We start from the raw sequence: 26217 nt of genomic DNA, 5'->3' as shown, positions 1-26217 counted from the left end.
TTTCTTACCCACCTGAGATACGAGGCACGTTATGACGCAGACGCAGAAAGATCGCCCCTGGCTCATCCGAACCTATGCCGGTCATTCCACCGCCAAGGCATCAAACGCACTGTATCGTGGGAACCTTGCCAAGGGTCAAACCGGGCTTTCTGTGGCCTTCGATCTGCCGACGCAAACCGGTTACGACAGCGACCATACCCTGGCACGCGGCGAGGTTGGCAAGGTGGGTGTGCCGATCAGTCATCTGGGCGACATGCGGGTTCTGTTCGACCAGATTCCGCTGGAACAGATGAACACCTCGATGACCATCAACGCGACCGCTCCTTGGTTGCTGGCGCTGTATATTGCAGTCGCCGAAGAACAGGGCGCGGATGTCTCGAAACTGCAAGGGACCGTTCAGAACGACCTGATCAAGGAATACCTGAGCCGCGGCACTTATGTATGCCCGCCCAAGCCCTCGCTCAAGATGATCGCGGATGTGGCCGAGTATTGCTATTCCAATGTGCCAAAATGGAACCCGATGAATGTGTGTTCCTATCACCTGCAAGAAGCGGGCGCGACACCTGAACAAGAGCTGGCCTATGCGTTGGCAACCGCAATCGCCGTTCTGGACGAATTGCGCCCGCGCGTACCGGCCGAGGATTTCCCGGCGCTCTGTGGTCGGATTTCGTTCTTCGTGAACGCAGGCATCCGGTTTGTGACCGAGATGTGTAAGATGCGCGCCTTTGTCGACCTGTGGGATGAGATTCTGCAGGACCGCTACGGCGTCGAAAATCCAAAGTTCCGCCGCTTCCGGTATGGCGTGCAGGTGAACTCTTTGGGTCTGACGGAGCAGCAGCCTGAAAACAACGTCTATCGTATTCTGATCGAGATGCTGGCTGTGACCCTGTCCAAGAAAGCCCGTGCCCGTGCCGTGCAATTGCCTGCGTGGAACGAGGCATTGGGCCTGCCCCGCCCTTGGGATCAGCAATGGTCCATGCGGATGCAGCAGATTCTGGCCTATGAAACCGACCTGCTGGAATATGACGACCTGTTCGAAGGCAATCCCGCCGTGGATGCCAAGGTCGAAGAGTTGAAAGAAGGGGCGCGCGCCGAACTGGCCAACCTGGATTCGATGGGCGGCGCGGTCGCGTCGATCGAATACATGAAGTCCCGCCTCGTCGATTCGAACGCCGAACGCCTGAACCGGATTGAGCGGAACGAAACCGTTGTGGTCGGTGTGAACAAATGGACTGACGGCGAAGCTTCGCCCCTTCAGACCGAGGATGGCGGCATCATGGTTGTCGATCCGGCGGTCGAACAGGAGCAGATCGACCGCCTGAACGAATGGCGCACTCAACGTGACGAGGCGGCAGTAACCGCGGCACTGGCTGCACTCCGCAACGCGGCACAGACGGGCGCCAACGTCATGGAGCCGTCGATTGCCGCAGCAAAAGCAGGTGTAACCACAGGTGAGTGGGCGGAAGAAATGCGCAAGGTCTACGGCACCTATCGCGGCCCGACAGGGGTTTCAGGGTCTGTGTCCAACAAGACCGAGGGGCTGGACGACCTGCGTGCCGCCGTTGACGCGGTTAGTGATCAATTGGGACGCCGCCTGAAGTTCCTAGTTGGTAAACCCGGGCTGGACGGCCATTCCAACGGGGCCGAACAAATCGCCTTCCGGGCACGCGATTGCGGCATGGATATCAGCTATGAAGGTATTCGCCTGACACCCGAGGAAATCGTGGCTGCTGCATCAGAAGACAAGGCACACGTCATTGGATTGTCGATCTTGTCTGGCAGCCACATCCCGTTAGTTCAGGACGTCATGACCCGACTGCAAGAGGCTGGTCTGACGGATATCCCTGTTGTCGTCGGCGGGATCATTCCTGATGAAGATGCAGCAAAACTGAAAACTATGGGCGTCGCGAAAATCTACACGCCAAAGAATTTCGAGCTGAATACGATAATGGGCGACATTATCACTCTGGCTGATCCGCAGAATTTGGCAGCAGAATAGCCGACCCTCTCGTTTCTTTTATCGGTATGCCTATTCCCTTTGGTAAAGGGGATAGGTAAAACCCATGCCTGCACTTAAAGTGAGCCTTAAGGGAGGCTGCCCATTCGGGCATGGCATGGAGAATAATAATGACAATTGATCTCGAGGTTATGTCGCGCAAGGAGCTAATTAAACTGCGTGATAAAATCGAAAAGGCGCTTAAAAAGGCGGAAATACGGGAACGGCAAGAAGCATTGAAAGCCGCTGAACAGGCCGCTGCTCAATACGGGTTCTCTTTGTCTGAATTGGCTGCAGACGGCGCTGGGTCGGGAAAAGGGTTTAAGGCCAAGGCCAAGTACCGCAACCCCGCAGACCCCTCACAAACCTGGTCTGGTCGGGGACGCAAGCCGCAATGGATACACGACGCGCTTAAGTCTGGTGCAAGTATCTCGGATCTGGAAATCTGATTGGAATAAAAAACAAATGACGATTCATATTGGCGCTGAAAAAGGCGAAATCGCAGAAACTGTTTTATTGCCGGGTGATCCCTATCGGGCAAAATGGGCGGCGGAAACATTTTTGGATGACGCGAAACAAGTCAATAATGTGCGCGGCATGCTGGGATTTACCGGAACCTGGAAAGGAAACCCCGTTTCCATTCAAGGTAGCGGAATGGGAATGCCGTCATTGTCGATCTACGCGAACGAATTAATTCGCGACTTTGGCGCAAAAACGCTGATCCGGATCGGATCGTGTGGGGGAATGCAAGATAGTGTCAATGTCCGCGATGTCATTCTGGCAATGACTTCGACAACACTAAGCACCCCGTCGCGTGGCATCATGAAGGAACTCAACTTTGCGCCTTGCGCGGATTGGGGTCTGCTGCAAGCAGCAGCTCAAGCGGCCGAGGCCAGCGGCACTCCGACCCACATCGGGGGAATCTACTCCTCGGACGTGTTCTATGATGAACGGCCCGACCTGAACGAACAGATGGTCCGTCACGGAATTCTTGGCGTCGAAATGGAAGCAGCCGAGCTTTACATTCTGGCCGCACGGCACAAGTGCCGGGCTCTGGCCGTTCTGACCGTATCCGATCACCTGCTAACCGGTGAGGCTCTGCCCGCATCCGAACGGGAAAGCAGCTTTGGCGACATGGTTGAAATCGCTCTGCGTGCGGCGTTCCCAAATGCCGCCTAAACAGGACGGGACGATCAGAGTATCCTTTTGAGATTACTTCCTTAGGCAGGTTTTAGGGCTATCAGCCCCAACCTGTTGCGCCCCGCAATAGGCGCAAATCCAGACACCCTCCTTACGGTGCTGACGCCAGCGGCAGTCACGTGTCAAAGACGATGTTCGTGACCGCCAGATGAAATACGCAAAAACGCCAGCGGCCAGCAAAAGCAATAGAATGGGCATGCTTATGCATTACCCATTCCTTTAATGCGTTCAAGCGGCGTTCGCATATTCGAACAAGTCTGGTTCATGGGTGTCAGACGCAACAGGTTCCGGCGTGTAATAGGCCCAAGCCTGTTCCAGTGCCTCAAGCGCTTCGTCTGCTTTGGTTTTTTTTTGGTTTTGATCCCGCATCGGAGCGATCCCTTTTACAGTTGAATCACTCCTCCCTGCGCACAAGATAGTGCCAAGCAGGGAAGGCTGCATCGCATTGTTTTGCAACCTCGCCATGCGCTTGCCGCAATGCGGCAAGCACTGATTTTGCGCGCACCTTAAACTGCGCGTTCGACCATCATCTTCTTGATCTCGGCAATCGCCTTGGCCGGGTTCAGACCTTTAGGGCAGGTCTTGGCGCAGTTCATGATCGTGTGGCAGCGGTACAGCTTGAACGGATCTTCCAGCTCATCCAAACGCTCACCGGTCGCCTCATCACGGCTGTCGATGATCCAGCGATAGGCATGCAGCAATGCTGCAGGGCCAAGGTAACGGTCGCCGTTCCACCAGTAGCTGGGGCATGAGGTCGAGCAACTTGCGCACATCACGCACTCATACAGACCATCCAGCTTTTTGCGGTCTTCGATGGACTGCTTCCATTCTTTCGCGGGCCGGTTGGTCTTGGTTTCCAGCCACGGCATGATGGACGCGTGTTGCGCATAGAAATGGGTCAGATCGGGGATCAGGTCCTTGACAACCGGCATATGCGGCAGCGGATAGATTTTCACGTCGCCCTTGATCTCATCCATGCCATAGATACAGGCCAGCGTGTTGATCCCGTCGATATTCATCGCGCACGACCCGCAAATCCCTTCGCGGCAGGACCGGCGGAAGGTCAGCGTGGGATCAATCTCGTTCTTGATCTTGATCAGCGCGTCCAGAACCATCGGGCCGCAGCTATCCATATCAACGAAATACGTATCGACACGCGGGTTCTGCCCGTCATCCGGGTTCCAGCGATAAATCTGGAACTTGCGCACATTGGTTGCGCCTTCGGGCTTTGGCCATGTCTTACCGGTGGTGATCCGGGAATTCTTGGGGAGGGTCAGTTGTACCATAAGTTCCTCTCCTTAGAACGTCCGCGCCTTGGGCGCGATTTTCTTCAGGCTGATGCCGCCTTCATCCTCGGTGGTCAGAGGATCGACGATAACGGGGCGATAGCTGAGTTCGACCTTATTTCCTTCAACCCGGCTGACCGTGTGAACGCGCCAGTTTTCGTCGTCACGCTCGGTGAAGTCCTCATGCGCGTGGGCACCGCGGGATTCCTTGCGCGCCTCGGCCCCAACAATAGTGGCAAGCGCGCTTGGCATCAGGTTGGTGAGTTCCAGCGTTTCCATCAGATCGCTGTTCCAAACCAACGAGCGGTCGGTAACTTTAAGGTCATCCATCTTGGCGGCAATCGCCGTCATCTTCTCGACGCCTTCGGCCATTGTCTTGGCGGTCCGGAACACGGCTGCGTCGGCCTGCATGGTTTTCTGCATCTCAAGCCGCAGGTCAGCCGTTGGGATAGACCCGCTAGCGTTGCGAACAGCATCAAACCGGTCAAATGCCTTATCGACCGAAGCTTGGTTCAGCACCGGGTTCGGCGCGTCGGCATCGACAACCTTACCCGCCCGGATCGCAGCCGCGCGACCAAACACCACGAGGTCGATCAGAGAGTTAGACCCCAGACGGTTCGCACCGTGGACCGAGGCACATCCGGCCTCACCCACGGCCATCAGACCCGGCACAACTGCGGTCGGATCTTCGGCAGTCGGGTTCAGAACCTCGCCCCAATAGTTTGTGGGGATACCGCCCATGTTGTAGTGGACAGTCGGCAGAACCGGGATCGGCTCTTTGGTGACATCGACACCCGCAAAAACGCGGGCCGACTCCGAGATACCCGGCAGGCGTTCGGCCAGCGCTTCGGCTGGCAGGTGGCTGAGGTTCAGGTGAATGTGGTCGCCATTGTCGCCATGGCCACGCCCCTCGCGGATCTCCATCGTCATCGAACGGCTGACATAATCGCGCGGCGCAAGGTCTTTATACTGGGGCGCATAACGCTCCATGAACCGTTCGCCTTCCGAGTTGGTCAGGTATCCGCCCTCACCCCGTGCGCCTTCGGTGATCAAACAGCCTGAGCCGTAGATGCCAGTCGGGTGGAACTGCACGAATTCCATATCCTGCAGGGCCAGGCCCGCACGTGCCACCATGCCACCACCGTCACCGGTGCAGGTATGGGCCGATGTTGCGCTGAAATAGGCGCGGCCATAGCCGCCGGTCGCCAGCACCACCATCTTGGCGTTGAAGACATGCATCGTGCCATCGTCCAGCTTCCAGCAGACGACGCCCTGACATTGCCCGTCATCGGACATCACAAGGTCGATGGCGAAATATTCAATATAGAACTCGGCATTGTTCTTCAGCGATTGACCATAGAGCGTGTGCAGGATCGCGTGACCGGTCCGGTCGGCGGCGGCACAGGTCCGCTGCACGGCGGGGCCTTCGCCGAATTCCGTAGTATGACCACCGAACGGGCGCTGATAAATCTTGCCCTCTTCGGTGCGGCTGAATGGAACGCCGTAATGTTCCAGTTCGTACACCGCCTTTGGTGCCTCACGCGCCAAATACTCCATCGCGTCGGTGTCACCCAACCAGTCCGAGCCCTTGACGGTGTCATACATGTGCCACTGCCAATGGTCTGGTCCCATGTTTGACAGGGATGCAGCAATACCGCCCTGCGCCGCAACCGTGTGCGAGCGGGTCGGGAAAACCTTGGTGACACAAGCCGTGCGCAGGCCTTGCTCGGCCATGCCCAGAGTGGCGCGCAAACCGGCGCCGCCGGCGCCGACAACAACCACGTCATAGTCGTGTGTTTCGTATTCGTATGCAGCTGTCATTTGTTTTTATCCCTACCGCGCCTTAAAGCGCCAGCTTCACAAGGGCAAAAAGCCCCGCAGCAATCAAAGTGTATCCAAAAGCTGCAACTGCCATCAGGCTCAGCTTTTCTGCGACGCCGTGCACATAGTCCTCAATCGCCACCTGTGCCTCGCGGACCAGGTGAATAATAACGACGACCAGCGTCAGCCCAGTTATGATCGCCGGGAACGGACGGCTGTAATAGGCAAGAACCTCTTCGTAGGTTCCGCCCAGCCCGTTCGCGAAAGTGAACACAAATAGTGGAACAAGGAAAACCAGTGCCGTCGAACTGGCCATCATTTGCCAGTGATGATGTGTCCCCTGCCGGCCTGCACCTGTGCCCTGCGCACGTTTACGGTCTGTCAGATAACTCATGGTGTCCCCCTTAGACCGCAATCGCTGTTATGAACGAAAGAACGGTGGCCAGCACCAACATGCCGATCCCCAGCTTTTCCGAGATGTTGACGTCCACGCAATACCCCAGATCCCAGATCACGTGGCGCAACCGCCCGAGCATGTGATAAAAAATCGCCCAGGTCGCGCCAAACATGACCAGATCGCCCAACCAGCTTCTCATCAAGCTATCAATAAAGTTGAACGCGGACTCTGACGTTGCGGCTGCCAGCAGCCACCACACAACGAAGAATGACATCGCCAAGGCTGCGATTCCGGTGATCCGCACCAGAATAGAGGTCGCTGAGGTCAACTGCGGGCGATAAATCGTAAGATGTGGTGAAAGAGGGCGATTGCCCCGATTTACATCGGCCATGTCGGATTGGCTCCTTTTCGGTTGCTTCCGAAGGTTTTACTGTTTTTTGCAAGTCTGTCACGCGCTGCAACTGCAAAAAAGCTCATATTTGGCGCAAAATGGTGGATATTTTGAAATTGTGATCACACAAAATAATGACGTGATCACAAATGAAATCACAGCTTTCAGATGTTAGCGCCTTCACCTCCGAATCTGACCCAAAGCTATTCCAGCCCGGCGGTTTGCTGTGTCACTTCGCGCAGCAGTTTCTTACGAATTCGTTCGGGGTAATCTTCGAAACCGGCGGCAGAAACGACGAATGCGCCTTCGCCAACAATAACATTCTCAAAGAAATATGCGGTCAGGTCCGGTTCGGTTTCCTCGATGGCAATCGCGTTCACAGTCACGCCCCGGCTGCGCAAAACGCCATGAATTTCCGTCGGTTCAACCCCTTCATTTGAAATTCCGTCGCCCGAGATGTCAATCAAGTGCCTTTTGCATTCAGAAACCGTATTGAAACTGGTTAGGGTCATTTCCAGTGCTTCGCCTATCGCCGTTGAGAAGTTGCGCCACACACGCGGGTCCGATGCCACTTGTCCAGCAAAGGCGTCCAGCGTTTCGAAACTGTCAATTCGCGTCCATGGTATCGTCACTTTCTGACGCGATGCGCCAGTCCACTGCACCAGCAATAGGCGCGCGTCACCGCGCACCAATGCCTCGGACACAATGGGATCACGCAACCCGGCCGCAAGGCCGTCCATCTGGATACGGTACTCGGTGGAATCAACAGACCCCGAAACGTCCACAGCCAAAGCTAAGGCCAGATCACAAGCCAAAGCAGGTGGGGTCAGGCAGACAAAAACAGCAATCGAGCGAAACACGAGCATGACCGCAGCCTAGCACGTTTGGGAAAGGCTGCGATCACATGAATGTGGGCAGGCTGATCAGATGGGCATCAGGGCCCAATAGTCTAGATCAAGCAGGATGTTCGGCATGTACCGGCCATCTTCGTTCTTAAGCTCAAAAGGCTCCCCACCTTTGGTCGCCACCAATCGCAAACGGATCGCCCCAACTCCGGGAACATCTGTCTCGGCCTTGTCCAGAACCTCGGACCACGCCTTGATCGTATCGCCAGCGAAGCACGGGTTGGCGTGTGCACCGCCGTTCAGGCCAACCACCATCTGTGCATTGGCTAAACCGTTGAACGACAGCGTCCGCGCCATCGAGATCACGTGTCCGCCATAGATCAACCGCCCTTCGGGTCGAAAGGTCAGGTCAAAATGCACCTTGGCAGTGTTCTGCCACAGACGCGTGGCCAGCATATGCTCGGCCTCTTCCACGGTCACACCATCCACGTGGTCAATCTTTTCGCCGATCTCATAATCGCCCCAGCGATGCGCCTCACCCGCTAGGGCGAAATCGTAGTTCGAGAAATCCAATCCCTGCGGGATGACCAGATCGCCCGGCTCCAGCGCCTTTTTCAGTTGCGGCACAACCGCTTCGGGCGCTGGGGAGGACAGGTCCGATTTGCGCACCATCACCCAGCGGACATATTCCATGACCGCCTCGTCGCGCTGGTTCAGACCACGGGTGCGCACGTAAACCACCCCGGTCTTGCCATTCGAGTTCTGCTTAACCCCGATTACCTCGGATTCCGACCGCAGCGTGTCCCCGGGATAGACCGGCTTCAGCCAGCGCCCCTCGGCATAACCCAGATTGGCCACCGCGTTCAGCGAGACATCCGGCACGGTCTTGCCAAACACCACGTGAAACGCCGCCATGTCGTCCAACGGGCTTTGCGGCAGGCCCGAGGCCCGGGCGAACTCATCCGAGGAATACAGCGCATGGCGCGCCGGATACAGCGCGTGATACAACGCACGTTCGCCATCGATCACGGTGCGCGGTACCGCGTGCTGCAGCACCTGCCCGACGGAATAATCCTCGAAAAAGCGGCCCGGATTGGTTTTTGCCATTATTGCTGTCCCAGTTTCATGTCAGAAGAATAATCTGCCGCGACCTCTTTGGTCACAGCCTGCGCACAGCGCATCACGTTATTGGCGGTGTCAAAGGCATAGGACGGGTCGCCATACAGTTCCCAGCCTTTGGCCAGCGCGTCGGACACTTTGTGGCAAAAGGCCGAGGTGTCCTCTTCCGTCAGCAGACGATAAAGTTTTGCCATCCTCAGCCCCTTATGATCCGAACGGCGACGGGCCAACCAACCCGTGAATATAGCCGATCACGCCCAGCAGCACGATTGAGGCCACAAAGAACATCGCATCCTTGCCATAGGTGCCGGGCTCACCAGGGGTCCAGTCGGGTTCGGCCCGGTTGATCATAACCACCTCGACCAACGCCCACAGGAACAGCCCGCCAAACAGGATGATCGAGGCTAGATCGCCATTGACCAGCAAATGCGCAAATGCCCAAGCGCGGAAGCCTGCCAGTTGCGGGTGGCGCATCTTGTTCAGCAGACGGCCTTTTTTCCCAGCGGGGCTCATCATGAAGATGGCGATCAACACCAACAGATTGTTGATGTGAACCATGAAAGTCGGCGGTGCCCAGACATAGATGAAATCGGTCATGCGATAACCGAAGATCATCAGCAAGATCGCCGCCACCAGCGCTAGCGCCACCGCGCCTTTGCCGCCATTGCCCATCGCCGCGCGTTGCGCTGGCATCACACGTTTGAACAGATGCGCGGCCCACCAAAGCGCCACACCAAGGATCAGAAGAACAAAGCCCATGCTGGCTTACCCCGCTTGCAAAGCTGAAATCGCCTCTGCTTTTGCCAGAATTTCGCGGGCGGTTGCAACGTGCAGGTTTTCCACGATCTTGCCATCCACGACAGCAACGCCCTGCCCTTGTGCTTCGACCTCTTCAAAGGCGGCAATCTGACGTTGCGCCAGGTCAATTTCGGCGTCCGACGGGGCGAAGGCCGCGTTCGTTATCTCGACCTGAGCGGGGTGGATCAGGGTCTTGCCGTCAAAGCCCATGTCACGGCCCTGCGTGCATTCTGCGGCCAGACCTTCGTCATCCTTGAAAGCGTTATAGACGCCATCCACGATGATCAGCCCCTCGGCCTTGGCGGCCAGCAGACACAGGCCCAGCGACGTCATCAGCGGCAGGCGGTCGGGGCGGAACCGGGTCTGCAATTCCTTGGCCAGGTCGTTGGTTCCCATAACAAAGCCCGCCATCAGCGGATGCGCGGCGATCTCGGCGGCGTTCAGCATTCCGCGCGGGGTCTCCATCATCGCCCAGATCGGGATATCGCCAGTGATCGCGGCCAGCGCGTCCACATCAGCGGCCGAGTTCACCTTGGGCAGCAGAACCACATCGGCGTCCATGTCCCGCACGGCCTCGGCATCGGCGCGGCCCCATTCGGTGTCCAGTCCGTTGATCCGCACAATCTTAACCCGCGCGCCATATCCACCCGCGGCCAAAGCGACCTTGAGCGTTTCCCGCGCGTTGTCTTTTTCGTCGGCGGCGACGGCATCTTCCAGATCAAAGATAATCGCGTCGACCGGCAAGGTGCGCGCCTTGTCCAGCGCCCGATCTTTCGAGCCGGGGATATACAGAACAGAACGATAGGGGCGCTGACGGGGGTCCATTGGCCTCTCCCTTGTGAAATAAAATTGCGCGGAATGGGGCATTTTTTGTCGGAAAGTTCAAGGACAAAATCGCCGCGTTGCAGCATTCGCGACGCAACGTGCGTCGGTTTAACCAGATTTCGGCACGTCACTTGCACCCTTTTGGACAGATGGAATCGAAAGGGTGCAAGGATGCAGAATACGCTGTTCAAGATGACGATGGGGCTGGGCATCATGGTTCTGGCCGCCGTTCAGGTGCAGGCACAAACCTGCGCGCCCCGCGAGGAGATCATAAAGCGACTGGCTGAAACCTATGGCGAGACCCGACAGGGTATTGGCATCGCGCGACAAGGTGCGGTGGTGGAGGTCTATGCCTCGACCGCAAGCGGTAGTTGGACGATTACAGTGACGTACCGGACGGGATGACCTGCCTGATCGCGTCCGGTCAGTCCTACGAGGACACGGCCGAGGCACTGCCGCCCAACGTCTAAGTCAGTGCATCCCAGATCAGCTTGCTTCCCGTCAGAGTCAGCAGGACATAGGCGATGCCAAAGAATAAGCGTTCGGACATCATAAAATGTGCCCGGACACCCAACCACGCGCCAAGAATGGCGAAGGGGGCCAGCAGCAAGTCCGCCAGCGCCGTGTGCCACGTAAACAGGCCCAGATAAGCGAAGGGCACGAATTTCACCGCGTTGATGACCCAGAAGACCAGCACGGTGCTGGCTTGAAACTCGGTCTTCGTCAAGCGTTGCGACAGCAGGTACACGGCGGCAGGCGGACCGCCAGCATGGCTGACAAAACTGGTGAACCCGGCCACCAACCCTGCAAACAGCCCGGCCGACGGCGGAAGACGGTTGGCAAAACCGCGAATCCAGCCCCTGCTTTGCGCCACATGCCAAATCACGAACCCGACCGAGATCCCTCCGATCAGCAGGCGAAGCAAGTCGTCGTCGGTGGCACGATAGAGCCACGCGCCCAGCGCGACACCCGGCACAGCCCCCAGAATCAACAGGCGCGAATCCGGCCAGCTCCACCGTTTCCAATAGGGTTTCAGGGTGGCAACGTCGATCACCATCAGAATCGGCAACATCAACGCCAGCGCCTGTCCGGGCGTCAGGATCAACGCCAGAATCGACGAGGACGCAAAGGCCACGCCCGACCCGAACCCTCCCTTGGAAATGCCTGCAAAGATCACGGCAGGGATAGCCACGGCAAAGAACATCAAGTCCAGTTCGAACATTCAGCATTCCAGAAAAGCAAGAATTCACGCCCCTTGGACGCTAGGAAAATCGGTATGCGGTTGTATGCCACGCAGCAGAACACTTGCACAAATCCGTTTTACCGACTAGCACAACCGCGATTTCAAAACCCATCGGAGATATTCCAAATGGCCAGACCCAAGATCGCGCTGATCGGCGCAGGTCAGATCGGCGGCACGCTCGCCCACCTCGCTGCAATGAAAGAACTGGGTGATGTCGTCCTGTTTGACATCGCCGAAGGCACACCGGAAGGCAAGGCGCTGGACATCGCTGAATCCGGCCCCTCCGAAGGGTTCGACGCCAAGCTGAAAGGCACCCAGTCCTATGAGGACATCGCTGGCGCCGACGTCTGCATCGTCACCGCCGGTGTTCCCCGCAAACCGGGCATGAGCCGCGACGACCTGCTGGGCATCAACCTGAAGGTCATGAAGTCCGTGGGTGAAGGCATCGCCGCCAATGCGCCCGATGCGTTCGTCATCTGCATCACCAACCCATTGGACGCGATGGTCTGGGCGCTGCGCGAATTCTCGGGCCTGCCCCACAACAAGGTCTGCGGCATGGCAGGCGTTCTGGACTCGGGCCGTTTTGCGCATTTCCTGTCGGAAGAGTTCAACGTGTCCATGCGCGACGTCACAGCATTTGTTCTGGGCGGCCACGGCGACACGATGGTTCCGTCGGTGCGCTATTCGACCGTTGCTGGTATCCCGCTGCCCGATCTGGTTGAAATGGGCTGGACCACACAAGAGAAACTGGACGCCATCGTTCAGCGTACCCGTGACGGTGGCGCCGAAATCGTTGGCCTGCTGAAAACCGGCTCGGCCTTCTATGCTCCGGCAACATCGGCGATCGAAATGGCCGAAGCCTACCTGAAAGACCAGAAGCGCGTCCTGCCCTGTGCCGCCTATTGCAACGGCGAACTGGGCGTTGACGGCATGTATGTAGGCGTCCCCACCGTGATCGGCGCGGGCGGCATCGAGCGTGTTGTCGACATCAAACTCAACGAAGAAGAGCAAGCCGGTTTCGATAACTCGGTCAACGCTGTGAAGGGCCTGATCGAGGCATGTAAGGGCATCGACAGCTCTCTGGCCTAATTTCGGCCGTTTCGACATTCCAAACCGGCCCACAAGTTGGGCCGGTTTTCTTTTGTACTGGCCTCTTGATCCGCAATACTTGCGGGAAGAGTATTAGCGCAAACACCTCAAACACCCTTTTTGAATGTGTTTTCAAAGGCGCGAAACGATTTATCGAATCATAAATTTAACTTCCGTCATTTTGTGATCACACCCCAAAAAAGTGTGATCACAAACAGTAAAAATCTCTGTGAAAAAGGGCTTTGAAAACAAAAAAACCTTTAAATTTACCCTTCGGACATTTCTATAACGAAGTAATCGTAGTCAAACGGGACAGTTTCGATGAACATTCACGAATATCAGGCCAAGGCTCTTCTTCGCAGCTATGGCGCTCCGGTCTCTGAAGGTCGCGCGGTTCTGCGCGCCGAGGAAGCCAAAACCGCAGCCGGTGAACTGGACGGCCCCTTGTGGGTTGTAAAGGCCCAAATCCACGCGGGTGGCCGCGGCAAGGGCTCGTTCAAAGAGGCTGACGCCGGTGAAAAAGGCGGTGTCCGTCTGACCAAGTCGGTGGAAGAAGCCGCCGAAGAAGCCAAAAAGATGCTGGGCCGCACGCTGGTCACACATCAGACCGGCCCCGCAGGCAAGCAGGTCAATCGCATCTATATCGAGGCTGGTTCCGGCATCGAACGCGAACTGTATCTGGCCCTTCTGGTGGATCGCCAAACCAGCCGCATCTCGTTCGTCTGTTCGACCGAAGGCGGCATGGATATCGAAGAAGTGGCCGAGTCCACGCCTGAGAAAATTCTGTCCTTCTCGGTGGACCCTGTGACAGGCTATCAGGCCTATCACGGCCGCCGCATCGCCTTCTCGCTGGGTCTGGAAGGCGCGCAGGTCAAGCAATGCGTCAAGCTGATGGGTCAACTGTACCAAGCCTTCGTTGAGAAGGACATGGAGATGCTGGAGATCAACCCGCTGATCGTGGCCGAAGGCGGCGACCTCAAGGTACTGGACGCCAAGCTGGGCTTTGACGGCAACGCGGTTTACCGCCACCCCGACATCGCCGAGTTGCGCGACGAGACCGAGGAAGACCCCAAGGAACTCGAAGCCTCCAAGTACGACCTGAACTACATTGCGCTGGACGGCGAGATCGGCTGCATGGTCAACGGTGCCGGGCTTGCGATGGCGACCATGGACATCATCAAGCTGTATGGGGCTGAGCCTGCCAACTTCCTCGACGTGGGCGGCGGTGCGACCAAAGAGAAAGTCACTGAGGCGTTCAAGATCATCACCTCGGACGAAAACGTCAAAGGCATTCTGGTCAACATCTTCGGCGGCATCATGCGCTGTGACGTCATCGCCGAAGGCGTGGTCGCCGCGGTGAAAGAGGTCGGCCTGAAGGTTCCGCTGGTCGTGCGTCTGGAAGGCACGAATGTCGAGAAAGGCAAAGAGATCATCAACACCTCTGGTCTGGACGTGATCGCGGCGGACAACCTGAAAGACGGTGCCGAGAAGATCGTGAAGGCGGTAAAAGGCTGATTGTCATCCCGTAAGGCGGGCTTCAGCCCGCCTTTCCCAAGATTTTGGCGGGCCAAAACCCGCCCTACAAAGGAGAACGCCAGATGGCAGTCCTCATCGACAAAAATACCAAAGTGATCTGTCAGGGCTTTACCGGCTCGCAGGGCACATTCCACAGCGAACAGGCCATTGCTTATGGCACCAAGATGGTCGGCGGTGTAACCCCCGGCAAAGGCGGGATGACCCATCTTGACCTGCCCGTGTTTAACTCGGTCCACGAGGCCAAGCATGTGACCGAAGCCAACGCCAGCGTGATCTATGTGCCGCCGCCTTTCGCGGCTGACTCGATCCTCGAAGCGATTGACGCCGAGATGGAGGTGATCGTCTGCATCACCGAAGGCATCCCGGTTCTGGACATGATGAAGGTGAAGCGCGCGCTGGAAGGCTCGAAATCGCGCCTAATCGGCCCGAACTGCCCCGGTGTCATTACGCCCGACGCCTGCAAAATCGGCATCATGCCCGGCCACATCCACAAGCGCGGCTCGGTCGGCGTTGTGTCGCGTTCCGGCACCCTGACCTATGAGGCCGTCAAGCAGACCACCGATGTGGGTCTAGGCCAGTCCACCTGTGTGGGCATCGGCGGCGATCCGATCAAAGGGACCGAGCATATCGACGTGCTGGAATGGTTCCTGGCGGACGACGAAACCCACTCGATCATCATGATCGGTGAGATCGGTGGCTCGGCCGAGGAAGAAGCCGCACAGTTCCTGGCGGATGAGGCCAAGAAGGGCCGCAAAAAGCCGGTTGCCGGTTTCATCGCAGGCCGCACAGCCCCTCCGGGCCGCCGTATGGGCCACGCGGGCGCGATCGTCGCCGGCGGCAAAGGCGGTGCCGAAGACAAGATCGAAGCCATGCGCTCGGCCGGTATCGTTGTGGCAGAAAGCCCCGCGACGCTGGGTGAGGCCGTGCTGGAAGCGATTGGTTAAAGCGGCGGCTTAGCCGTCTACTTTGGGAGGAACGGAAAACATGACCTTTGGTGAGGCTGTCAAAACGTGTTTCTCAAAGTTCTTAACATTCTCGGGCCGCGCCTCGCGGCCCGAGTACTGGTTCTTTTTCCTGTTTATCGTGATCTGGAATATCATCGCCGGGATTATTGACTGGCAGTTTTTCACTCAGGTCACCACGACGGAAACGGACACGACGAAATCCGTCACCGCCACATCAAGCCAACCGGTACAGTCGATCGTCGGCGTAATCGTCTTTTTCCCGCATCTCGCGGTCGCATGGCGCCGGATGCATGACACCGGGCGCAGCGGGCTTTATGCGCTGCTGCCGATCCTGCTGATCCTCGGAGCCGCCGCAGTTCTGATTTTCGGAATTGGTCTGGCGTCCAGTTTCCAGCACGGTGGCAATCTGGACATCCTGTTTACCCGCGCCACTTTGCTGGTCGTCATTCCGACGCTTCTGGTTCTGGTGGTGTCGCCTCTCCTGGTGCTGTGGTGGCTGACCCGCCCCAGTCAGCCGGGCACAAATCAATACGGTCCCAACCCATATGAGGTAACCCAATGACCGAACACTCGCCCAACTCTGCCTTTCATGCCTCAAGCTTTATGCAAGGGCATAATGCCGAATACCTAGAGCAGCTTTATGCTCAGTACACAAAAGACCCCGGCGCGGTAGACGCGGCCTGGGCCGAGTTTTTCAAGGCCATGGGCGACGCGACGCCGGACGTCCAGAAAGAAGCCGAAGGGCCATCATGGGCGCGAACCGACTGGCCGCCGATGCCAGCGGATGATCTGACCGGGGCGCTCACTGGGGAATGGGCCGAGATTGACGCCAAGGCGGCGGGAAAAAAGATCAAGGACAAGGCGGCAGACAAAGGCGTTGAGGTCAGCGACGACCAGATCAAGCGCGCCGTTCTGGACAGTCTGCGGGCGCTGATGCTGATCCGGGCCTATCGCATCCGGGGCCATCTGGCCGCCAATCTGGATCCGCTGGGGATGCGGGCGGCCAGCACCCATCCTGAACTGGACCCCAAGACTTATGGGTTCACCGAGGCCGACATGGACCGGCCGATCTTTATCGACAACGTGCTGGGTCTGCAGATGGCCTCGATGCGGCAGATCGTCGATATCGTGAAGCGGACCTATTGCGGCACCTTCGCGCTGCAATACATGCATATCTCCGACCCTGAACAGGCCGCGTGGCTGAAGGAACGGATCGAAGGATACGGCAAGGAAATCGCGTTTACCAAGGAAGGCCGCAAGGCGATCCTGAACAAGATGGTCGAGGCCGAGGGCTTCGAGAAATTCCTGCACGTCAAATACATGGGTACCAAACGGTTCGGTCTGGACGGGGGTGAGGCCCTGATCCCCGCGATGGAGCAGATCATCAAGCGTGGCGGTGCCTTGGGCGTCAAGGAAATCGTCATCGGGATGCCGCACCGTGGCCGTCTGAACATTCTGGCCAACGTGATGCGCAAGCCCTATCGCGCGATCTTCAACGAATTTCAGGGCGGCAGCTTCAAGCCCGAGGACGTGGATGGCTCGGGCGATGTGAAATACCACCTCGGTGCTTCTAGCGACCGTGAATTTGACGGCAACAGCGTGCACCTGTCGCTGACCGCCAACCCCAGCCATCTTGAGGCAGTGAACCCGGTGGTTCTAGGCAAGGTCCGCGCCAAGCAGGATCAGTTCAAGGACGCCGAGCGTACCTCCGTGATGGGCATCCTGCTGCACGGCGACGCAGCTTTTGCCGGTCAGGGTGTTGTTGCCGAAGGGTTTGGCCTGTCTGGTCTGCGCGGTCACAAGACCGGCGGCACCATGCATATCGTGGTAAACAACCAGATCGGCTTTACCACCGCGCCGCATTTCAGCCGCTCCAGCCCATATCCGACGGATATCGCGCTGATGGTTGAGGCACCTATCTTCCACGTGAACGGCGACGACCCCGAGGCCGTGGTTCACGCCGCCAAGGTCGCCACTGAATTCCGCCAGAAGTTCCACAAGGACGTGGTCATCGACATCTTCTGCTATCGCCGGTTTGGTCACAACGAGGGCGATGAGCCCATGTTCACTAACCCGATCATGTATAAGAAGATCAAAACGCATAAGACCACGCTGTCGCTGTACACCGAGCGTCTGGTCAAAGATGGCCTGATCCCCGAGGGCGAGATCGAGGACATGAAGGCCGCGTTCCAGGCTCATCTGAATGATGAGTTCGAGGCCGGAAAAGACTACAAACCCAACAAGGCCGATTGGTTGGACGGGCGCTGGTCGCACCTGGACAAGAACAAGGAAGAATATGTGCGTGGCGACACTGCGATCACGCCCGAGACAATGGCCGAGATCGGAAATGCGCTGACCCATGCGCCTGCGGATATCGCCGTTCACAAGACGGTGTCGCGCCTGCTCGATCACAAGAAGCAGATGTTCGACAACGGCAAAGGTTTTGATTGGGCAACGGGTGAAGCGCTGGCCTTCGGGTCCCTGCTGACCGAAGGCTATCCGGTGCGTCTGTCCGGCCAGGACGCGACGCGCGGCACATTCAGCCAGCGCCACTCTGGCTTTGTGCATCAGGAGACCGAGGAACGGTATTACCCGCTGAACAATATCCGCGCCGGCCAGTCGCAGTATGAAGTGATCGACTCGATGCTGTCCGAATACGCGGTGCTGGGCTTTGAATATGGCTATTCGCTGGCCGAACCCAACGCCCTGACCCTGTGGGAGGCGCAGTTCGGCGATTTTGCCAACGGCGCGCAGATCATGTTCGACCAATTCATCAGCTCGGGTGAATCGAAATGGCTGCGTATGTCCGGGTTGGTGACGCTGCTACCGCACGGGTTCGAAGGGCAAGGCCCGGAACACTCGTCCGCCCGGCTTGAACGGTTCCTGCAGATGTGCGGTCAGGACAACTGGATCGTGGCGAACTGTACGACGCCCGCGAACTATTTCCACATCCTGCGCCGACAATTGCACAGGACATTCCGCAAACCGCTGATCCTGGTAACGCCCAAGTCGCTGCTGCGTCACAAGCTGGCTGTCAGCACGGCCGAGGATTTCACCACCGGGTCCAGCTTCCACCGGGTGCTGTGGGATGACGCGCAGCAGGGGAATTCCGACACCAAGCTGGTCGCAGACAAAAAGATCAAGCGGGTCGTTCTGTGTTCCGGCAAGGTCTACTATGACCTGCTGGAAGAGCGCGACGCGCGCGGTATCGACGATGTCTATTTGTTGCGGATCGAACAATACTATCCCTTCCCCGCGCACTCACTGATCAACGAGCTTGAGCGATTCAAAGGGGCCGAGATGGTCTGGTGTCAGGAAGAACCCAAGAACCAAGGGGCCTGGACCTTTATCGAGCCGAATATCGAATGGGTCCTAACCCGGATCGGTGCCAAGCATACACGGCCACGCTATGTCGGCCGCGCGACGTCGGCCTCGCCCGCAACGGGTCTGGCCAGCCAACACAAAGCCCAACAAGAAGCGCTGGTGAACGAAGCGCTGAGCATTGAAGGAAAATAAGCAATGTCCATTGAAGTTCGTGTTCCCACGCTGGGCGAGTCGGTCACCGAGGCCACGGTTGCAACCTGGTTCAAAAAACCGGGCGACGCAGTGGCTGTGGATGAGATGCTGTGCGAGTTGGAGACCGACAAAGTCACCGTCGAAGTCCCTTCGCCTGCCGCTGGTGTGATGGGTGAGATTGTTGCAGCCGAAGGCGAAACCGTAGGCGTTGACGCTTTGCTGGCGACGATCGCAGCCGGAGAAGGCGCCGCCCCGGCTCTGGCGGCGGCCCCAAGCCCTGCACCTGCCGCCGCACCCGCGGCGTCTGGCGGAAGCGTGGACGTGATGATTCCTACGCTGGGCGAATCCGTCACCGAAGCGACTGTGTCCACTTGGTTCAAACAGGTCGGCGACAGCGTCGCGCAAGACGAAATGCTGTGTGAGCTTGAAACTGATAAGGTCTCGGTCGAGGTTCCCGCCCCGACGGCTGGCGTATTGGCCGAGATTGTAGCGCCCGAAGGCACCACCGTAGACGCAACGGCAAAGCTGGCCGTGATTTCCGGCGCAGCGGCAGGTGCAGCCCCGGCACCGTCAGCACCGGCAGCGGCACCTGCCGCGGATACCGGCGATGGCGGTGGCAAGGATGTCGCCAACGCACCGTCCGCTGAAAAAGCTATGGCCGAAGCAGGACTGTCTGCAGATCAGGTCACCGGAACCGGGCGCGATGGCCGCATCATGAAAGAGGACGTCGCAAACGCTGTTGCAGCGGCCGCTACGGCACCAGCACCTGCGGCGGCTGCCCCCGCCCCTGCTTCCCCTGCCCCACGCGCGCCGGTTGCCGCAGAGGATGCCGGGCGCGAAGAGCGTGTGCGCATGACCCGTCTGCGCCAGACCATCGCCAAGCGCCTGAAAGACGCGCAGAACACGGCCGCGATCCTGACCACCTATAACGAGGTGGACATGACCGAAGTGATGGCCCTGCGCAGCCAGTACAAAGACCAGTTCGAGAAAAAGCACGGCGTCCGTTTGGGCTTTATGTCCTTCTTCACCAAAGCCTGCTGTCACGCGCTGAAAGAAGTACCTGAGGTGAACGCCGAGATCGACGGAACGGATATTGTCTATAAGAACTTCGTCCACATGGGCGTGGCTGCGGGAACTCCGCAGGGTCTGGTGGTTCCGGTCATCCGCGACGCGGACAGCATGTCCTTTGCCGAAATCGAAAAGGCGATCGCAGAAAAAGGCAGACGTGCCCGTGACGGCAAGCTGTCCATGGCCGAGATGCAGGGCGGCACCTTCACCATCTCGAATGGCGGTGTCTATGGCTCGCTGATGTCTTCGCCGATCCTGAACCCGCCGCAATCGGGCATTCTGGGTATGCACAAGATTCAGGACCGCCCCATGGTGATCAACGGTGAGATCAAGATTCGCCCGATGATGTATCTGGCCCTGTCCTATGATCACCGGATCGTTGACGGCAAAGGCGCGGTGACGTTCCTTGTCCGCGTAAAAGAAGCGCTGGAAGACCCACGCCGCTTGCTGATGGATCTGTAATCATGGCGACTCATGTACTTTGGGAGGCTGACGTGGCGGACTTTGATGTCTGGCTGAAAGTCTTCCGCGAAGACCAAAAAATGCGAGAGGCCGCGGGAATCCGCGACCTCCACATCTGGAAAGACCCAGATCAGAAAGACCACGCAGTTGCTTTGTTCGAAATCACGGATCTGGAGCGCGCTCAGGACTTTATTGAATCTGAGGAACTGGCCATGCATCACGAGCGTGGCGGAGTTGCCCATATCAAAACAAAAATTCTGACACCGGTCTGACTATTGCCGGGTGCGCCATCCCATGATGGCCACCCGATTTAAATTTAACTCCTCAGGTTCTAGGAGAATAAAATGGCAAACTATGATGTCATCGTTATTGGCGCCGGCCCCGGCGGCTATGTCTGCGCGATCCGCTGCGCCCAGTTGGGTCTGAAGACCGCTGTCGTTGAAGGGCGTGAAACGTTGGGCGGCACCTGCCTGAACGTAGGCTGCATCCCATCGAAGGCATTGTTGCACGCATCGCACCAGCTTCATGAGGCCGAGCATAACTTTGCCAAGATGGGCCTGAAGGGCAAAAGCCCCTCGGTCGATTGGAAGCAGATGCAGGCCTATAAGGACGAGGTGATCGACGGTAACACCAAGGGCATCGAGTTTCTGTTCAAGAAGAACAAGATCGACTGGCTTAAGGGCTGGGGCTCAATCCCTGCCGCAGGTCAGGTCAAGGTGGGCGATGAGGTCCACGAGGCCAAGAACATCATCATCGCCTCAGGGTCCGAGCCGTCCTCGCTGCCGGGTGTCGAGGTGGACGAGAAAATCGTCGTGACTTCGACCGGTGCGTTGTCGCTGGGCAAAATCCCGAAAAAGATGGTTGTGATCGGCGCGGGCGTGATTGGGCTGGAGTTGGGCTCGGTCTATCAGCGTCTGGGTGCCGAGGTGACTGTGATCGAATTCCTCAACGAGATCACGCCGGGTATGGACCCCGAGGTACAAAAGACGTTCCAGCGGATTCTCAAGAAGCAGGGCCTGAAGTTCGTCATGGGCGCCGCGGTGCAAAAGACCGAAGCCACCAAGACCAAGGCCAAGGTCACCTACAAGCTGCGCAAAGATGACAGCGAGCACGTGATCGACGCCGACACCGTGCTGGTCGCCACCGGGCGCAAGCCGTTCTCGGATGGTCTGGGACTGGATGCTCTGGGCGTCGAGATGACGCCGCGCGGCCAGATCAAGGTTGGCAGTGATTGGCAGACCAACGTGCCCGGCATCTACGCCATCGGTGACGTGACCGAAGGCCCTATGCTGGCCCACAAGGCCGAAGATGAAGGCATGGCCGCCGCCGAGCAGGTCGCAGGCAAGCATGGCCATGTGAACTACGGCGTCATTCCGGGCGTGATCTACACATGGCCCGAGGTCGCCAATGTCGGCGAAACCGAAGCCACGCTGAAAGAGGCGGGTCGCGCCTATAAGGTCGGCAAGTTCATGTTCATGGGCAATGGACGCGCCAAGGCGAACTTTGCCGCCGACGGTTTCGTCAAGATTCTGGCCGACAAGGAAACCGACCGCATTCTGGGCGCACATATCATTGGCCCCGCTGCAGGTGACCTGATCCACGAAGTCTGCGTCGCGATGGAGTTCGGTGCGTCGGCTGAAGACCTGGCCCTGACTTGCCACGCCCACCCGACCTACTCGGAAGCCGTGCGCGAGGCTGCGCTGGCCTGCGGGGACGGCCCAATCCATAGCTGACCTTTCAGCACTCAAAACATCAAAGGCGGGCCAAAGTGTCCGCCTTTTTTATTCCGCGACTCTGCCTTAGTTTTGCTCTCGCTTAGGTTGATCAACACCTTGTGACCGCTGGGCGCGTCCCTGCGGCTGGGATCGAACAAATTTTTTTTGAGGCTGATATGAGATTTCTTTCACTTTGCGCTGCGGCGCTGATTATCGCGTTATTTTTCGGACAAGAGGCACAGGCGGGGCGCGCGGGTGGCGTCTGGGGTACATCCGAGCAGATGACCCTGATTACCCCCACGGATATTGAAGACAACAACGGTCAAAATCTGTCGTTGTGCCATCTGACCAAGAAAACGCACATCATGTTCGCCGGGGTTTGGCGCAGCTCTATCGGCTATGTGATGGCGCCGAATAAATGCGACAGCGACAGTTACTACAACATGCCCGCAGACAGGCTGGAGCTTGGGAAAGCACTGGGAGACTTTCCTTCGGACTTGTCAACGCAACCCAAAATGTCCCGTGCGGACATGGTGTCCGGCTTTTGGGGCTTGGGCGCAATCGCCGTTCTTCTTATTTTGGCCGGAGCAAAAAAGGCGGGGCAATCCAAGCGCACGAAAGAACGCTATGCGGAAATGGGCATAGCAAATCCTGCAGCGTTGCAGGCAATGGATGCGATGTGCCACGCTGCAAAAGCGGACGGTTCGCTTGATGCGGTGGAAATTGCAACGATGGCCAACATCGCCCAGCAGATGACGGGTGAAACCTTTGATGAATCCCGTATTCGCCGCATCTATAATATGGCCGAGGCCAAACCAACGGATGCGCAATTTGCGGCCTTTGGCCGTGGGCTGACTGCCGATCAGAAACGCATGGTCATGCAAGCCACGCTGATGATCGTGGGCGCAGATGGCGATCTGGACAAGGCTGAAACAGTGTTTATTCACAAACTGGCCAAGGGTCTCGGCATCAGCGTGGACGAGGTCAAGGCGATGTTCCAGAACATGGCCGCTCAACCCGCCTGATCTGCGGATTTACCACATCGTTTTCGCGGCGCGTGCTTGCCATTCCAGATCATAGCGCGCGCCGCCCTCTTCTCCGCTTGAGGCTTCGGCCAGAATTTCACCGATCGTGGGAAGGTTGGCGCTTTCGTCACCGCTGTTCCAGGTGCGCGCCCGGATAAGCGCGCGGGCGCATTGTGTGTAGACCTCGGCGATGTCGACAACGATCACCGTCGCTGGACGTTTGCCGTTTTTCTCAAACCGCCCTGTCAGAGCCTTGTCTGCCGTCAGTCGGGCCGTGCCATTCACACGTACGACATTGTTTGACCCCGGCACCATGAACATCAGGGAAACGCGCGGGTCGCACACGATGTTGCGCAGGCTGTCCAGCCGGTTGTTGCCCCGCCAGTCGGGCATCGCCAGCGTTCTGTCATTCAGTTCCAGAACCACGGGCCCGTCATCTCCGCGCGGGCTGCCATCCACACCTTCCGGACCGACCGTGCTGAGGACGCACAAGCGCGACGCCATGATCCATTTTCGGTACAAAGGGGTCATCCGGTCCGCCACTTTGCGTAGGGATGGCGCGCCTGGCGTACCATAGAGGCTTTCGAGCGTTTCTATGTCCTCAATGAACTCCATCTGGATCAAACCCCACTTCCCGCATCAACGCATATGAACGCGTTTCGATTGCCTCTTCCAGTCGGGTCAGAAACGCCTCCCGCTCGACACCCGGCTCGATCGGGTCCAGGAAATCGACAATCGCCAGACCGGGTTTTCGCATCACCCCGGTCCGAGGCCAGAAAACTCCGGCGTTAGTAGCCGCCGGAACACAGGCAAAACCCAACCCTTCGTACAGCACTGCGGCACCAACCTTATAGGGTTTCCGCGCGCCGGGGGCGACACGCGTGCCTTGCGGATAGATGACCAACTGACCCGGCTCGGCAAACTCTGTCGCGACGTCCTTTACCATCTTGGCCACCGCTGCGCCTTTCTTGCCGCGATTCACCGGGATACACCCAAGCCGACGAGCGTAAAGACCAATCATCGGAGTCCATAGCAATTCCCGCTTCATGATGAACTTTCCATGCGGGACCGCGTGGAAGATTATCATGATATCCAGAAACGACTGGTGTTTGGCCCCGATTACCACTTCATCCACGGGCACCGTGCCGCGAACTTCGAAGCGAATACCAACCATCCAACGTGCCAGCCATAGGGTTGTGCGGGCGTACAGCTTGCAGGCCTGCAACGCGCCTTTCTTGGCAAACAGGGCGTAAGGCGCAAAGACAATGCCCAGAACCAACATCCAAGCGTAAATCACGATCATGAAAATCAACGATCGAATCCACTGTATCGCATCAGCCATCACGAAAGCTCCGTCAATTTGCGGGTTGCCGCGGTCCAGGTGGCCAGAAACGCAACTGCGGCTCCCATAAGGGGGATAAGTAACGGCAGAAACCAACCCAGCCCCTGAAACCCGAGGCCGGTCAGGAACCCACCCTCATCCGAGGCTTCGGGCAGCAGCAAGACCCCTGTCATCCCAAGCACAACGCCGACCAAGGCACCAAAGAACGCGCGATACGTAAACCGACGCACGAAAGCATTTGCGATGAATCTGTCGCGCGCGCCCACAAGCCGTAGAACTTCGATAATCTGCGCATTGGCCGCAAGTGACGCGTTTGCAGCCAATGTGATCATGGCCGCCGTCGCAACACCGATCAGCAGGATTGAAATCCACCCCAGCCGTCGCAGCGACGTCGCCGCATCGACCAGTGGCTCGCGCCAACGGGTATGGTCATCCAGCACAGCGCCCGGCACCTCGGCCCCAAGCCGCAAGCGAAGGCCGGTTACATCCAGCCCTGGCGCGCCCTCGACGATCTCGATCAGTTGCGGGACGGGCAGCGTATCCAATGGCAGGTCCGGGCCGAACCACGGAGACAGCAGGGCCAATTGCTCATCCGATGTCAAAGCCCGCGCAGATGCAACTCCGGGCGTTTGCGACAGCACCGTCAACGCGGCCTCGGTCTGCGCGGCAAGCTGATCGGACGGGGCATTGATGCGCAACGTAGCGGCCCCTGCCAGCTCGGTCGCCCAACGGTCCGCCAGTCGCCCCGATGCCAGTGACAGGGCCAGTGCAAACACCGCAAGGAAAGCCATCGCGCCTGAGACAAACACTGTAAGCTGCGCCGTATACCCCGTTGGGGGAACAACGCGATCAGCCCGCTTGTCCCGTTTCAGCAGATTGCGAATGGTACCCTCGCTCATAGATCTGCTCCGGCCAGTTGGACCTGTCGTTGCGAGATGCGCAACACACGCGCCTGAACCTGGCTTTTGGCCGCCCGGATGAGGCTAAGGTCATGGGTGGCGATCAAAACGGTTTTTCCCATCTTGTTCAGCTCCACCAATAGACGCAGCAGACGCTGGGACATCTCCCAATCGACGTTCCCGGTGGGCTCGTCTGCCAGCACGACATCCGGCGACAGGATCACTGCCCGGGCCAGGGCTGCGCGTTGACGCTCACCACCGGACAGTTCGGGCGGAACCGCCTCTTGCCGCGTGCCAAGCCCGACCCAGTTCAACAACTCGGTCAAGTCCTGCTGCTGCGCAGATTCGGCACGGCCCGACACCATCAGCGGCAGGGCCACGTTCTCGGCCAATGTCATGTGATCCAAAAACCGGCAATCCTGATGCACGACTCCGATCCGGCGGCGCAGCAACGCCATTTGATCGCGGTCCAGCGTGGCAACATCTTGCTCAAATGCCTTAAGCTGGCCTGAGGTCGGCAACAGCGCCCCATAGCAGAGTTTCAAAAGGGTCGTCTTACCCGCCCCCGACGGCCCGGTCAGAAAATGGAACGAACCCGGGTTCAACTGTAGGGAAACATCGCTCAGCAATGCCCCTCCACCATAGGTATAGCTGACGTTTTCCAGCTCGATCACAGGCG

The 26217-nt window shown here is 58.2% G+C and carries 27 protein-coding genes and 1 pseudogene; 13 read left to right on the top strand and 15 right to left on the bottom strand.

What is annotated here, in order from left to right; genetic code table 11:
• The first annotated feature begins 31 nt into the window (after positions 1–31).
• The 3 genes from GOX73_RS08310 (at position 32) to deoD (ending at position 3175) form a co-directional block, all read left to right on the top strand.
• Positions 32–1999 carry a protein meaA gene (locus tag GOX73_RS08310; RefSeq protein ID WP_171122550.1) on the top strand — a complete coding sequence of 656 codons (1968 nt, stop codon included), beginning with the start codon at positions 32–34 and terminating at the stop codon, positions 1997–1999.
• 128 nt (positions 2000–2127) lie between these two features.
• Positions 2128–2445, top strand: coding sequence for an H-NS family nucleoid-associated regulatory protein (locus tag GOX73_RS08305; RefSeq protein ID WP_171122552.1), 318 nt, complete (start codon positions 2128–2130; stop codon positions 2443–2445).
• A gap of 16 nt (positions 2446–2461) precedes the next feature.
• A complete protein-coding gene (deoD, locus tag GOX73_RS08300; RefSeq protein ID WP_171122554.1) occupies positions 2462–3175 on the top strand; it encodes a purine-nucleoside phosphorylase in 714 nt (237 codons plus the stop codon).
• A gap of 249 nt (positions 3176–3424) precedes the next feature.
• Here the strand turns inward: deoD and GOX73_RS08295 are convergent, their stop codons facing one another.
• The 10 genes from GOX73_RS08295 to GOX73_RS08250 form a co-directional block, all read right to left on the bottom strand.
• The gene (locus tag GOX73_RS08295) at positions 3425–3565 is read right to left on the bottom strand and encodes a hypothetical protein (protein WP_171124445.1); all 141 of its coding nucleotides are present in this window, start codon (positions 3563–3565) and stop codon (positions 3425–3427) included.
• A 137-nt stretch (positions 3566–3702) separates the two neighbouring features.
• Complete coding sequence (locus GOX73_RS08290) at positions 3703–4482, bottom strand: succinate dehydrogenase iron-sulfur subunit (protein ID WP_170414955.1); 780 nt, start codon at positions 4480–4482, stop codon at positions 3703–3705.
• Positions 4483–4494: 12 nt separating this feature from the next.
• Entirely contained in the window at positions 4495–6303 is a 1809-nt protein-coding gene (sdhA, locus tag GOX73_RS08285; protein ID WP_171124443.1) for a succinate dehydrogenase flavoprotein subunit, read from the bottom strand.
• 22 nt (positions 6304–6325) lie between these two features.
• Positions 6326–6697 carry a succinate dehydrogenase, hydrophobic membrane anchor protein gene (gene sdhD, locus GOX73_RS08280; RefSeq protein WP_171122560.1) on the bottom strand — a complete coding sequence of 124 codons (372 nt, stop codon included), beginning with the start codon at positions 6695–6697 and terminating at the stop codon, positions 6326–6328.
• 10 nt (positions 6698–6707) lie between these two features.
• Positions 6708–7091 (bottom strand): succinate dehydrogenase, cytochrome b556 subunit, encoded by a 384-nt coding sequence (sdhC, locus tag GOX73_RS08275; protein WP_171122562.1) that lies wholly within the window; start codon positions 7089–7091, stop codon positions 6708–6710.
• A 203-nt stretch (positions 7092–7294) separates the two neighbouring features.
• A complete protein-coding gene (locus GOX73_RS08270; protein ID WP_171124440.1) occupies positions 7295–7957 on the bottom strand; it encodes a DUF1194 domain-containing protein in 663 nt (220 codons plus the stop codon).
• Between the two features lie 57 nt (positions 7958–8014).
• Complete coding sequence (locus tag GOX73_RS08265) at positions 8015–9043, bottom strand: MaoC family dehydratase (RefSeq protein WP_171124438.1); 1029 nt, start codon at positions 9041–9043, stop codon at positions 8015–8017.
• Positions 9043–9249 carry a DUF1737 domain-containing protein gene (locus GOX73_RS08260; RefSeq protein ID WP_171124436.1) on the bottom strand — a complete coding sequence of 69 codons (207 nt, stop codon included), beginning with the start codon at positions 9247–9249 and terminating at the stop codon, positions 9043–9045. Before GOX73_RS08260 ends, GOX73_RS08265 begins: the two co-directional genes overlap by 1 nt.
• 10 nt (positions 9250–9259) lie before the next feature.
• Positions 9260–9814 carry an NnrU family protein gene (locus GOX73_RS08255; protein WP_171122571.1) on the bottom strand — a complete coding sequence of 185 codons (555 nt, stop codon included), beginning with the start codon at positions 9812–9814 and terminating at the stop codon, positions 9260–9262.
• A gap of 6 nt (positions 9815–9820) precedes the next feature.
• Positions 9821–10678 carry a CoA ester lyase gene (locus GOX73_RS08250; protein WP_171124434.1) on the bottom strand — a complete coding sequence of 286 codons (858 nt, stop codon included), beginning with the start codon at positions 10676–10678 and terminating at the stop codon, positions 9821–9823.
• A gap of 171 nt (positions 10679–10849) precedes the next feature.
• Between GOX73_RS08250 and GOX73_RS08245 the strand changes: the two are divergent.
• Positions 10850–11148 (top strand): annotated as a pseudogene (locus GOX73_RS08245) (hypothetical protein).
• Here the strand turns inward: GOX73_RS08245 and GOX73_RS08240 are convergent.
• Positions 11145–11900, bottom strand: a complete 756-nt coding sequence (locus tag GOX73_RS08240) for a sulfite exporter TauE/SafE family protein (RefSeq protein ID WP_171122576.1) — start codon at positions 11898–11900, stop codon at positions 11145–11147. The pseudogene GOX73_RS08245 and the gene GOX73_RS08240 overlap by 4 nt on opposite strands.
• A 147-nt stretch (positions 11901–12047) precedes the next feature.
• Between GOX73_RS08240 and mdh the strand changes: the two genes are divergently transcribed.
• From mdh to GOX73_RS08195, 9 genes are all read left to right on the top strand, one after another.
• A complete protein-coding gene (mdh, locus tag GOX73_RS08235; protein WP_170353522.1) occupies positions 12048–13010 on the top strand; it encodes a malate dehydrogenase in 963 nt (320 codons plus the stop codon).
• 321 nt (positions 13011–13331) lie between these two features.
• Positions 13332–14525, top strand: a complete 1194-nt coding sequence (gene sucC / locus GOX73_RS08230; RefSeq protein WP_170387497.1) for an ADP-forming succinate--CoA ligase subunit beta — start codon at positions 13332–13334, stop codon at positions 14523–14525.
• Positions 14526–14608: 83 nt separating this feature from the next.
• The gene (gene sucD, locus GOX73_RS08225) at positions 14609–15490 is read left to right on the top strand and encodes a succinate--CoA ligase subunit alpha (RefSeq protein ID WP_171134848.1); all 882 of its coding nucleotides are present in this window, start codon (positions 14609–14611) and stop codon (positions 15488–15490) included.
• 40 nt (positions 15491–15530) lie between these two features.
• The gene (locus GOX73_RS08220) at positions 15531–16073 is read left to right on the top strand and encodes a DUF805 domain-containing protein (protein ID WP_171124432.1); all 543 of its coding nucleotides are present in this window, start codon (positions 15531–15533) and stop codon (positions 16071–16073) included.
• The gene (locus tag GOX73_RS08215) at positions 16070–19027 is read left to right on the top strand and encodes a 2-oxoglutarate dehydrogenase E1 component (protein ID WP_171124430.1); all 2958 of its coding nucleotides are present in this window, start codon (positions 16070–16072) and stop codon (positions 19025–19027) included. Before GOX73_RS08220 ends, GOX73_RS08215 begins: the two co-directional genes overlap by 4 nt.
• 3 nt (positions 19028–19030) lie before the next feature.
• Positions 19031–20557: a 2-oxoglutarate dehydrogenase complex dihydrolipoyllysine-residue succinyltransferase gene (odhB, locus tag GOX73_RS08210; RefSeq protein WP_171124428.1), complete on the top strand. Its 1527-nt coding sequence runs from the start codon at positions 19031–19033 to the stop codon at positions 20555–20557.
• A 2-nt stretch (positions 20558–20559) separates the two neighbouring features.
• On the top strand, positions 20560–20829 hold the full coding sequence (locus GOX73_RS08205) for a hypothetical protein (protein ID WP_171122588.1): 270 nt from the start codon (positions 20560–20562) through the stop codon (positions 20827–20829).
• Positions 20830–20901: 72 nt separating this feature from the next.
• Positions 20902–22290: a dihydrolipoyl dehydrogenase gene (lpdA, locus tag GOX73_RS08200; protein WP_171124425.1), complete on the top strand. Its 1389-nt coding sequence runs from the start codon at positions 20902–20904 to the stop codon at positions 22288–22290.
• Positions 22291–22448: 158 nt separating this feature from the next.
• A complete protein-coding gene (locus GOX73_RS08195; protein ID WP_171124423.1) occupies positions 22449–23297 on the top strand; it encodes a TerB family tellurite resistance protein in 849 nt (282 codons plus the stop codon).
• Between the two features lie 9 nt (positions 23298–23306).
• Here GOX73_RS08195 and GOX73_RS08190 read toward each other — a convergent pair whose 3' ends face one another.
• From GOX73_RS08190 to GOX73_RS08175, 4 genes are read right to left on the bottom strand one after another with little or no spacing between them, the layout of a single operon-like run.
• The gene (locus tag GOX73_RS08190; protein WP_171124421.1) at positions 23307–23912 is read right to left on the bottom strand and encodes a pyridoxamine 5'-phosphate oxidase family protein; all 606 of its coding nucleotides are present in this window, start codon (positions 23910–23912) and stop codon (positions 23307–23309) included.
• Positions 23899–24639 carry a 1-acyl-sn-glycerol-3-phosphate acyltransferase gene (locus GOX73_RS08185; protein WP_171124419.1) on the bottom strand — a complete coding sequence of 247 codons (741 nt, stop codon included), beginning with the start codon at positions 24637–24639 and terminating at the stop codon, positions 23899–23901. The genes GOX73_RS08190 and GOX73_RS08185 overlap by 14 nt, the downstream gene beginning before the upstream one ends.
• Positions 24639–25538, bottom strand: coding sequence for an ABC transporter permease (locus tag GOX73_RS08180; RefSeq protein WP_171124417.1), 900 nt, complete (start codon positions 25536–25538; stop codon positions 24639–24641). Before GOX73_RS08180 ends, GOX73_RS08185 begins: the two co-directional genes overlap by 1 nt.
• Positions 25535–26212, bottom strand: a complete 678-nt coding sequence (locus GOX73_RS08175) for a cell division ATP-binding protein FtsE (protein WP_171122598.1) — start codon at positions 26210–26212, stop codon at positions 25535–25537. The genes GOX73_RS08180 and GOX73_RS08175 overlap by 4 nt, the downstream gene beginning before the upstream one ends.
• Between the last annotated feature and the right edge of the window lie 5 nt (positions 26213–26217).

Origin of the sequence: Ruegeria sp. HKCCD7221 (assembly GCF_013031225.1) — a bacterium.
Classification (GTDB): Bacteria; Pseudomonadota; Alphaproteobacteria; order Rhodobacterales; family Rhodobacteraceae; genus Ruegeria.
The sequence above is the reverse complement of the archived record's forward strand: the minus strand, read 5'-3'. Positions and strand labels throughout refer to the sequence as shown.

Bases quoted from the DNA above. Each gene is read 5' to 3' on its own strand.
- GOX73_RS08260 (WP_171124436.1), bottom strand. From the start codon at position 9,249: ATGGCAAAACTTTATCGTCTGCTGACGGAAGAGGACACCTCGGCCTTT.
- GOX73_RS08220 (WP_171124432.1), top strand. From the start codon at position 15,531: ATGACCTTTGGTGAGGCTGTCAAAACGTGTTTCTCAAAGTTCTTAACA.
- sdhD (WP_171122560.1), bottom strand. From the start codon at position 6,697: ATGAGTTATCTGACAGACCGTAAACGTGCGCAGGGCACAGGTGCAGGC.
- GOX73_RS08180 (WP_171124417.1), bottom strand. From the start codon at position 25,538: ATGAGCGAGGGTACCATTCGCAATCTGCTGAAACGGGACAAGCGGGCT.
- GOX73_RS08215 (WP_171124430.1), top strand. From the start codon at position 16,070: ATGACCGAACACTCGCCCAACTCTGCCTTTCATGCCTCAAGCTTTATG.
- sucC (WP_170387497.1), top strand. From the start codon at position 13,332: ATGAACATTCACGAATATCAGGCCAAGGCTCTTCTTCGCAGCTATGGC.
- GOX73_RS08295 (WP_171124445.1), bottom strand. From the start codon at position 3,565: ATGCGGGATCAAAACCAAAAAAAAACCAAAGCAGACGAAGCGCTTGAG.
- GOX73_RS08270 (WP_171124440.1), bottom strand. From the start codon at position 7,957: ATGCTCGTGTTTCGCTCGATTGCTGTTTTTGTCTGCCTGACCCCACCT.
- GOX73_RS08185 (WP_171124419.1), bottom strand. From the start codon at position 24,639: ATGGCTGATGCGATACAGTGGATTCGATCGTTGATTTTCATGATCGTG.
- sdhC (WP_171122562.1), bottom strand. From the start codon at position 7,091: ATGGCCGATGTAAATCGGGGCAATCGCCCTCTTTCACCACATCTTACG.
- odhB (WP_171124428.1), top strand. From the start codon at position 19,031: ATGTCCATTGAAGTTCGTGTTCCCACGCTGGGCGAGTCGGTCACCGAG.
- GOX73_RS08290 (WP_170414955.1), bottom strand. From the start codon at position 4,482: ATGGTACAACTGACCCTCCCCAAGAATTCCCGGATCACCACCGGTAAG.
- GOX73_RS08265 (WP_171124438.1), bottom strand. From the start codon at position 9,043: ATGGCAAAAACCAATCCGGGCCGCTTTTTCGAGGATTATTCCGTCGGG.
- GOX73_RS08310 (WP_171122550.1), top strand. From the start codon at position 32: ATGACGCAGACGCAGAAAGATCGCCCCTGGCTCATCCGAACCTATGCC.
- GOX73_RS08205 (WP_171122588.1), top strand. From the start codon at position 20,560: ATGGCGACTCATGTACTTTGGGAGGCTGACGTGGCGGACTTTGATGTC.
- deoD (WP_171122554.1), top strand. From the start codon at position 2,462: ATGACGATTCATATTGGCGCTGAAAAAGGCGAAATCGCAGAAACTGTT.
- GOX73_RS08255 (WP_171122571.1), bottom strand. From the start codon at position 9,814: ATGGGCTTTGTTCTTCTGATCCTTGGTGTGGCGCTTTGGTGGGCCGCG.
- mdh (WP_170353522.1), top strand. From the start codon at position 12,048: ATGGCCAGACCCAAGATCGCGCTGATCGGCGCAGGTCAGATCGGCGGC.
- GOX73_RS08190 (WP_171124421.1), bottom strand. From the start codon at position 23,912: ATGGAGTTCATTGAGGACATAGAAACGCTCGAAAGCCTCTATGGTACG.
- GOX73_RS08250 (WP_171124434.1), bottom strand. From the start codon at position 10,678: ATGGACCCCCGTCAGCGCCCCTATCGTTCTGTTCTGTATATCCCCGGC.
- GOX73_RS08305 (WP_171122552.1), top strand. From the start codon at position 2,128: ATGACAATTGATCTCGAGGTTATGTCGCGCAAGGAGCTAATTAAACTG.
- GOX73_RS08195 (WP_171124423.1), top strand. From the start codon at position 22,449: ATGAGATTTCTTTCACTTTGCGCTGCGGCGCTGATTATCGCGTTATTT.
- sucD (WP_171134848.1), top strand. From the start codon at position 14,609: ATGGCAGTCCTCATCGACAAAAATACCAAAGTGATCTGTCAGGGCTTT.
- GOX73_RS08240 (WP_171122576.1), bottom strand. From the start codon at position 11,900: ATGTTCGAACTGGACTTGATGTTCTTTGCCGTGGCTATCCCTGCCGTG.
- lpdA (WP_171124425.1), top strand. From the start codon at position 20,902: ATGGCAAACTATGATGTCATCGTTATTGGCGCCGGCCCCGGCGGCTAT.
- sdhA (WP_171124443.1), bottom strand. From the start codon at position 6,303: ATGACAGCTGCATACGAATACGAAACACACGACTATGACGTGGTTGTT.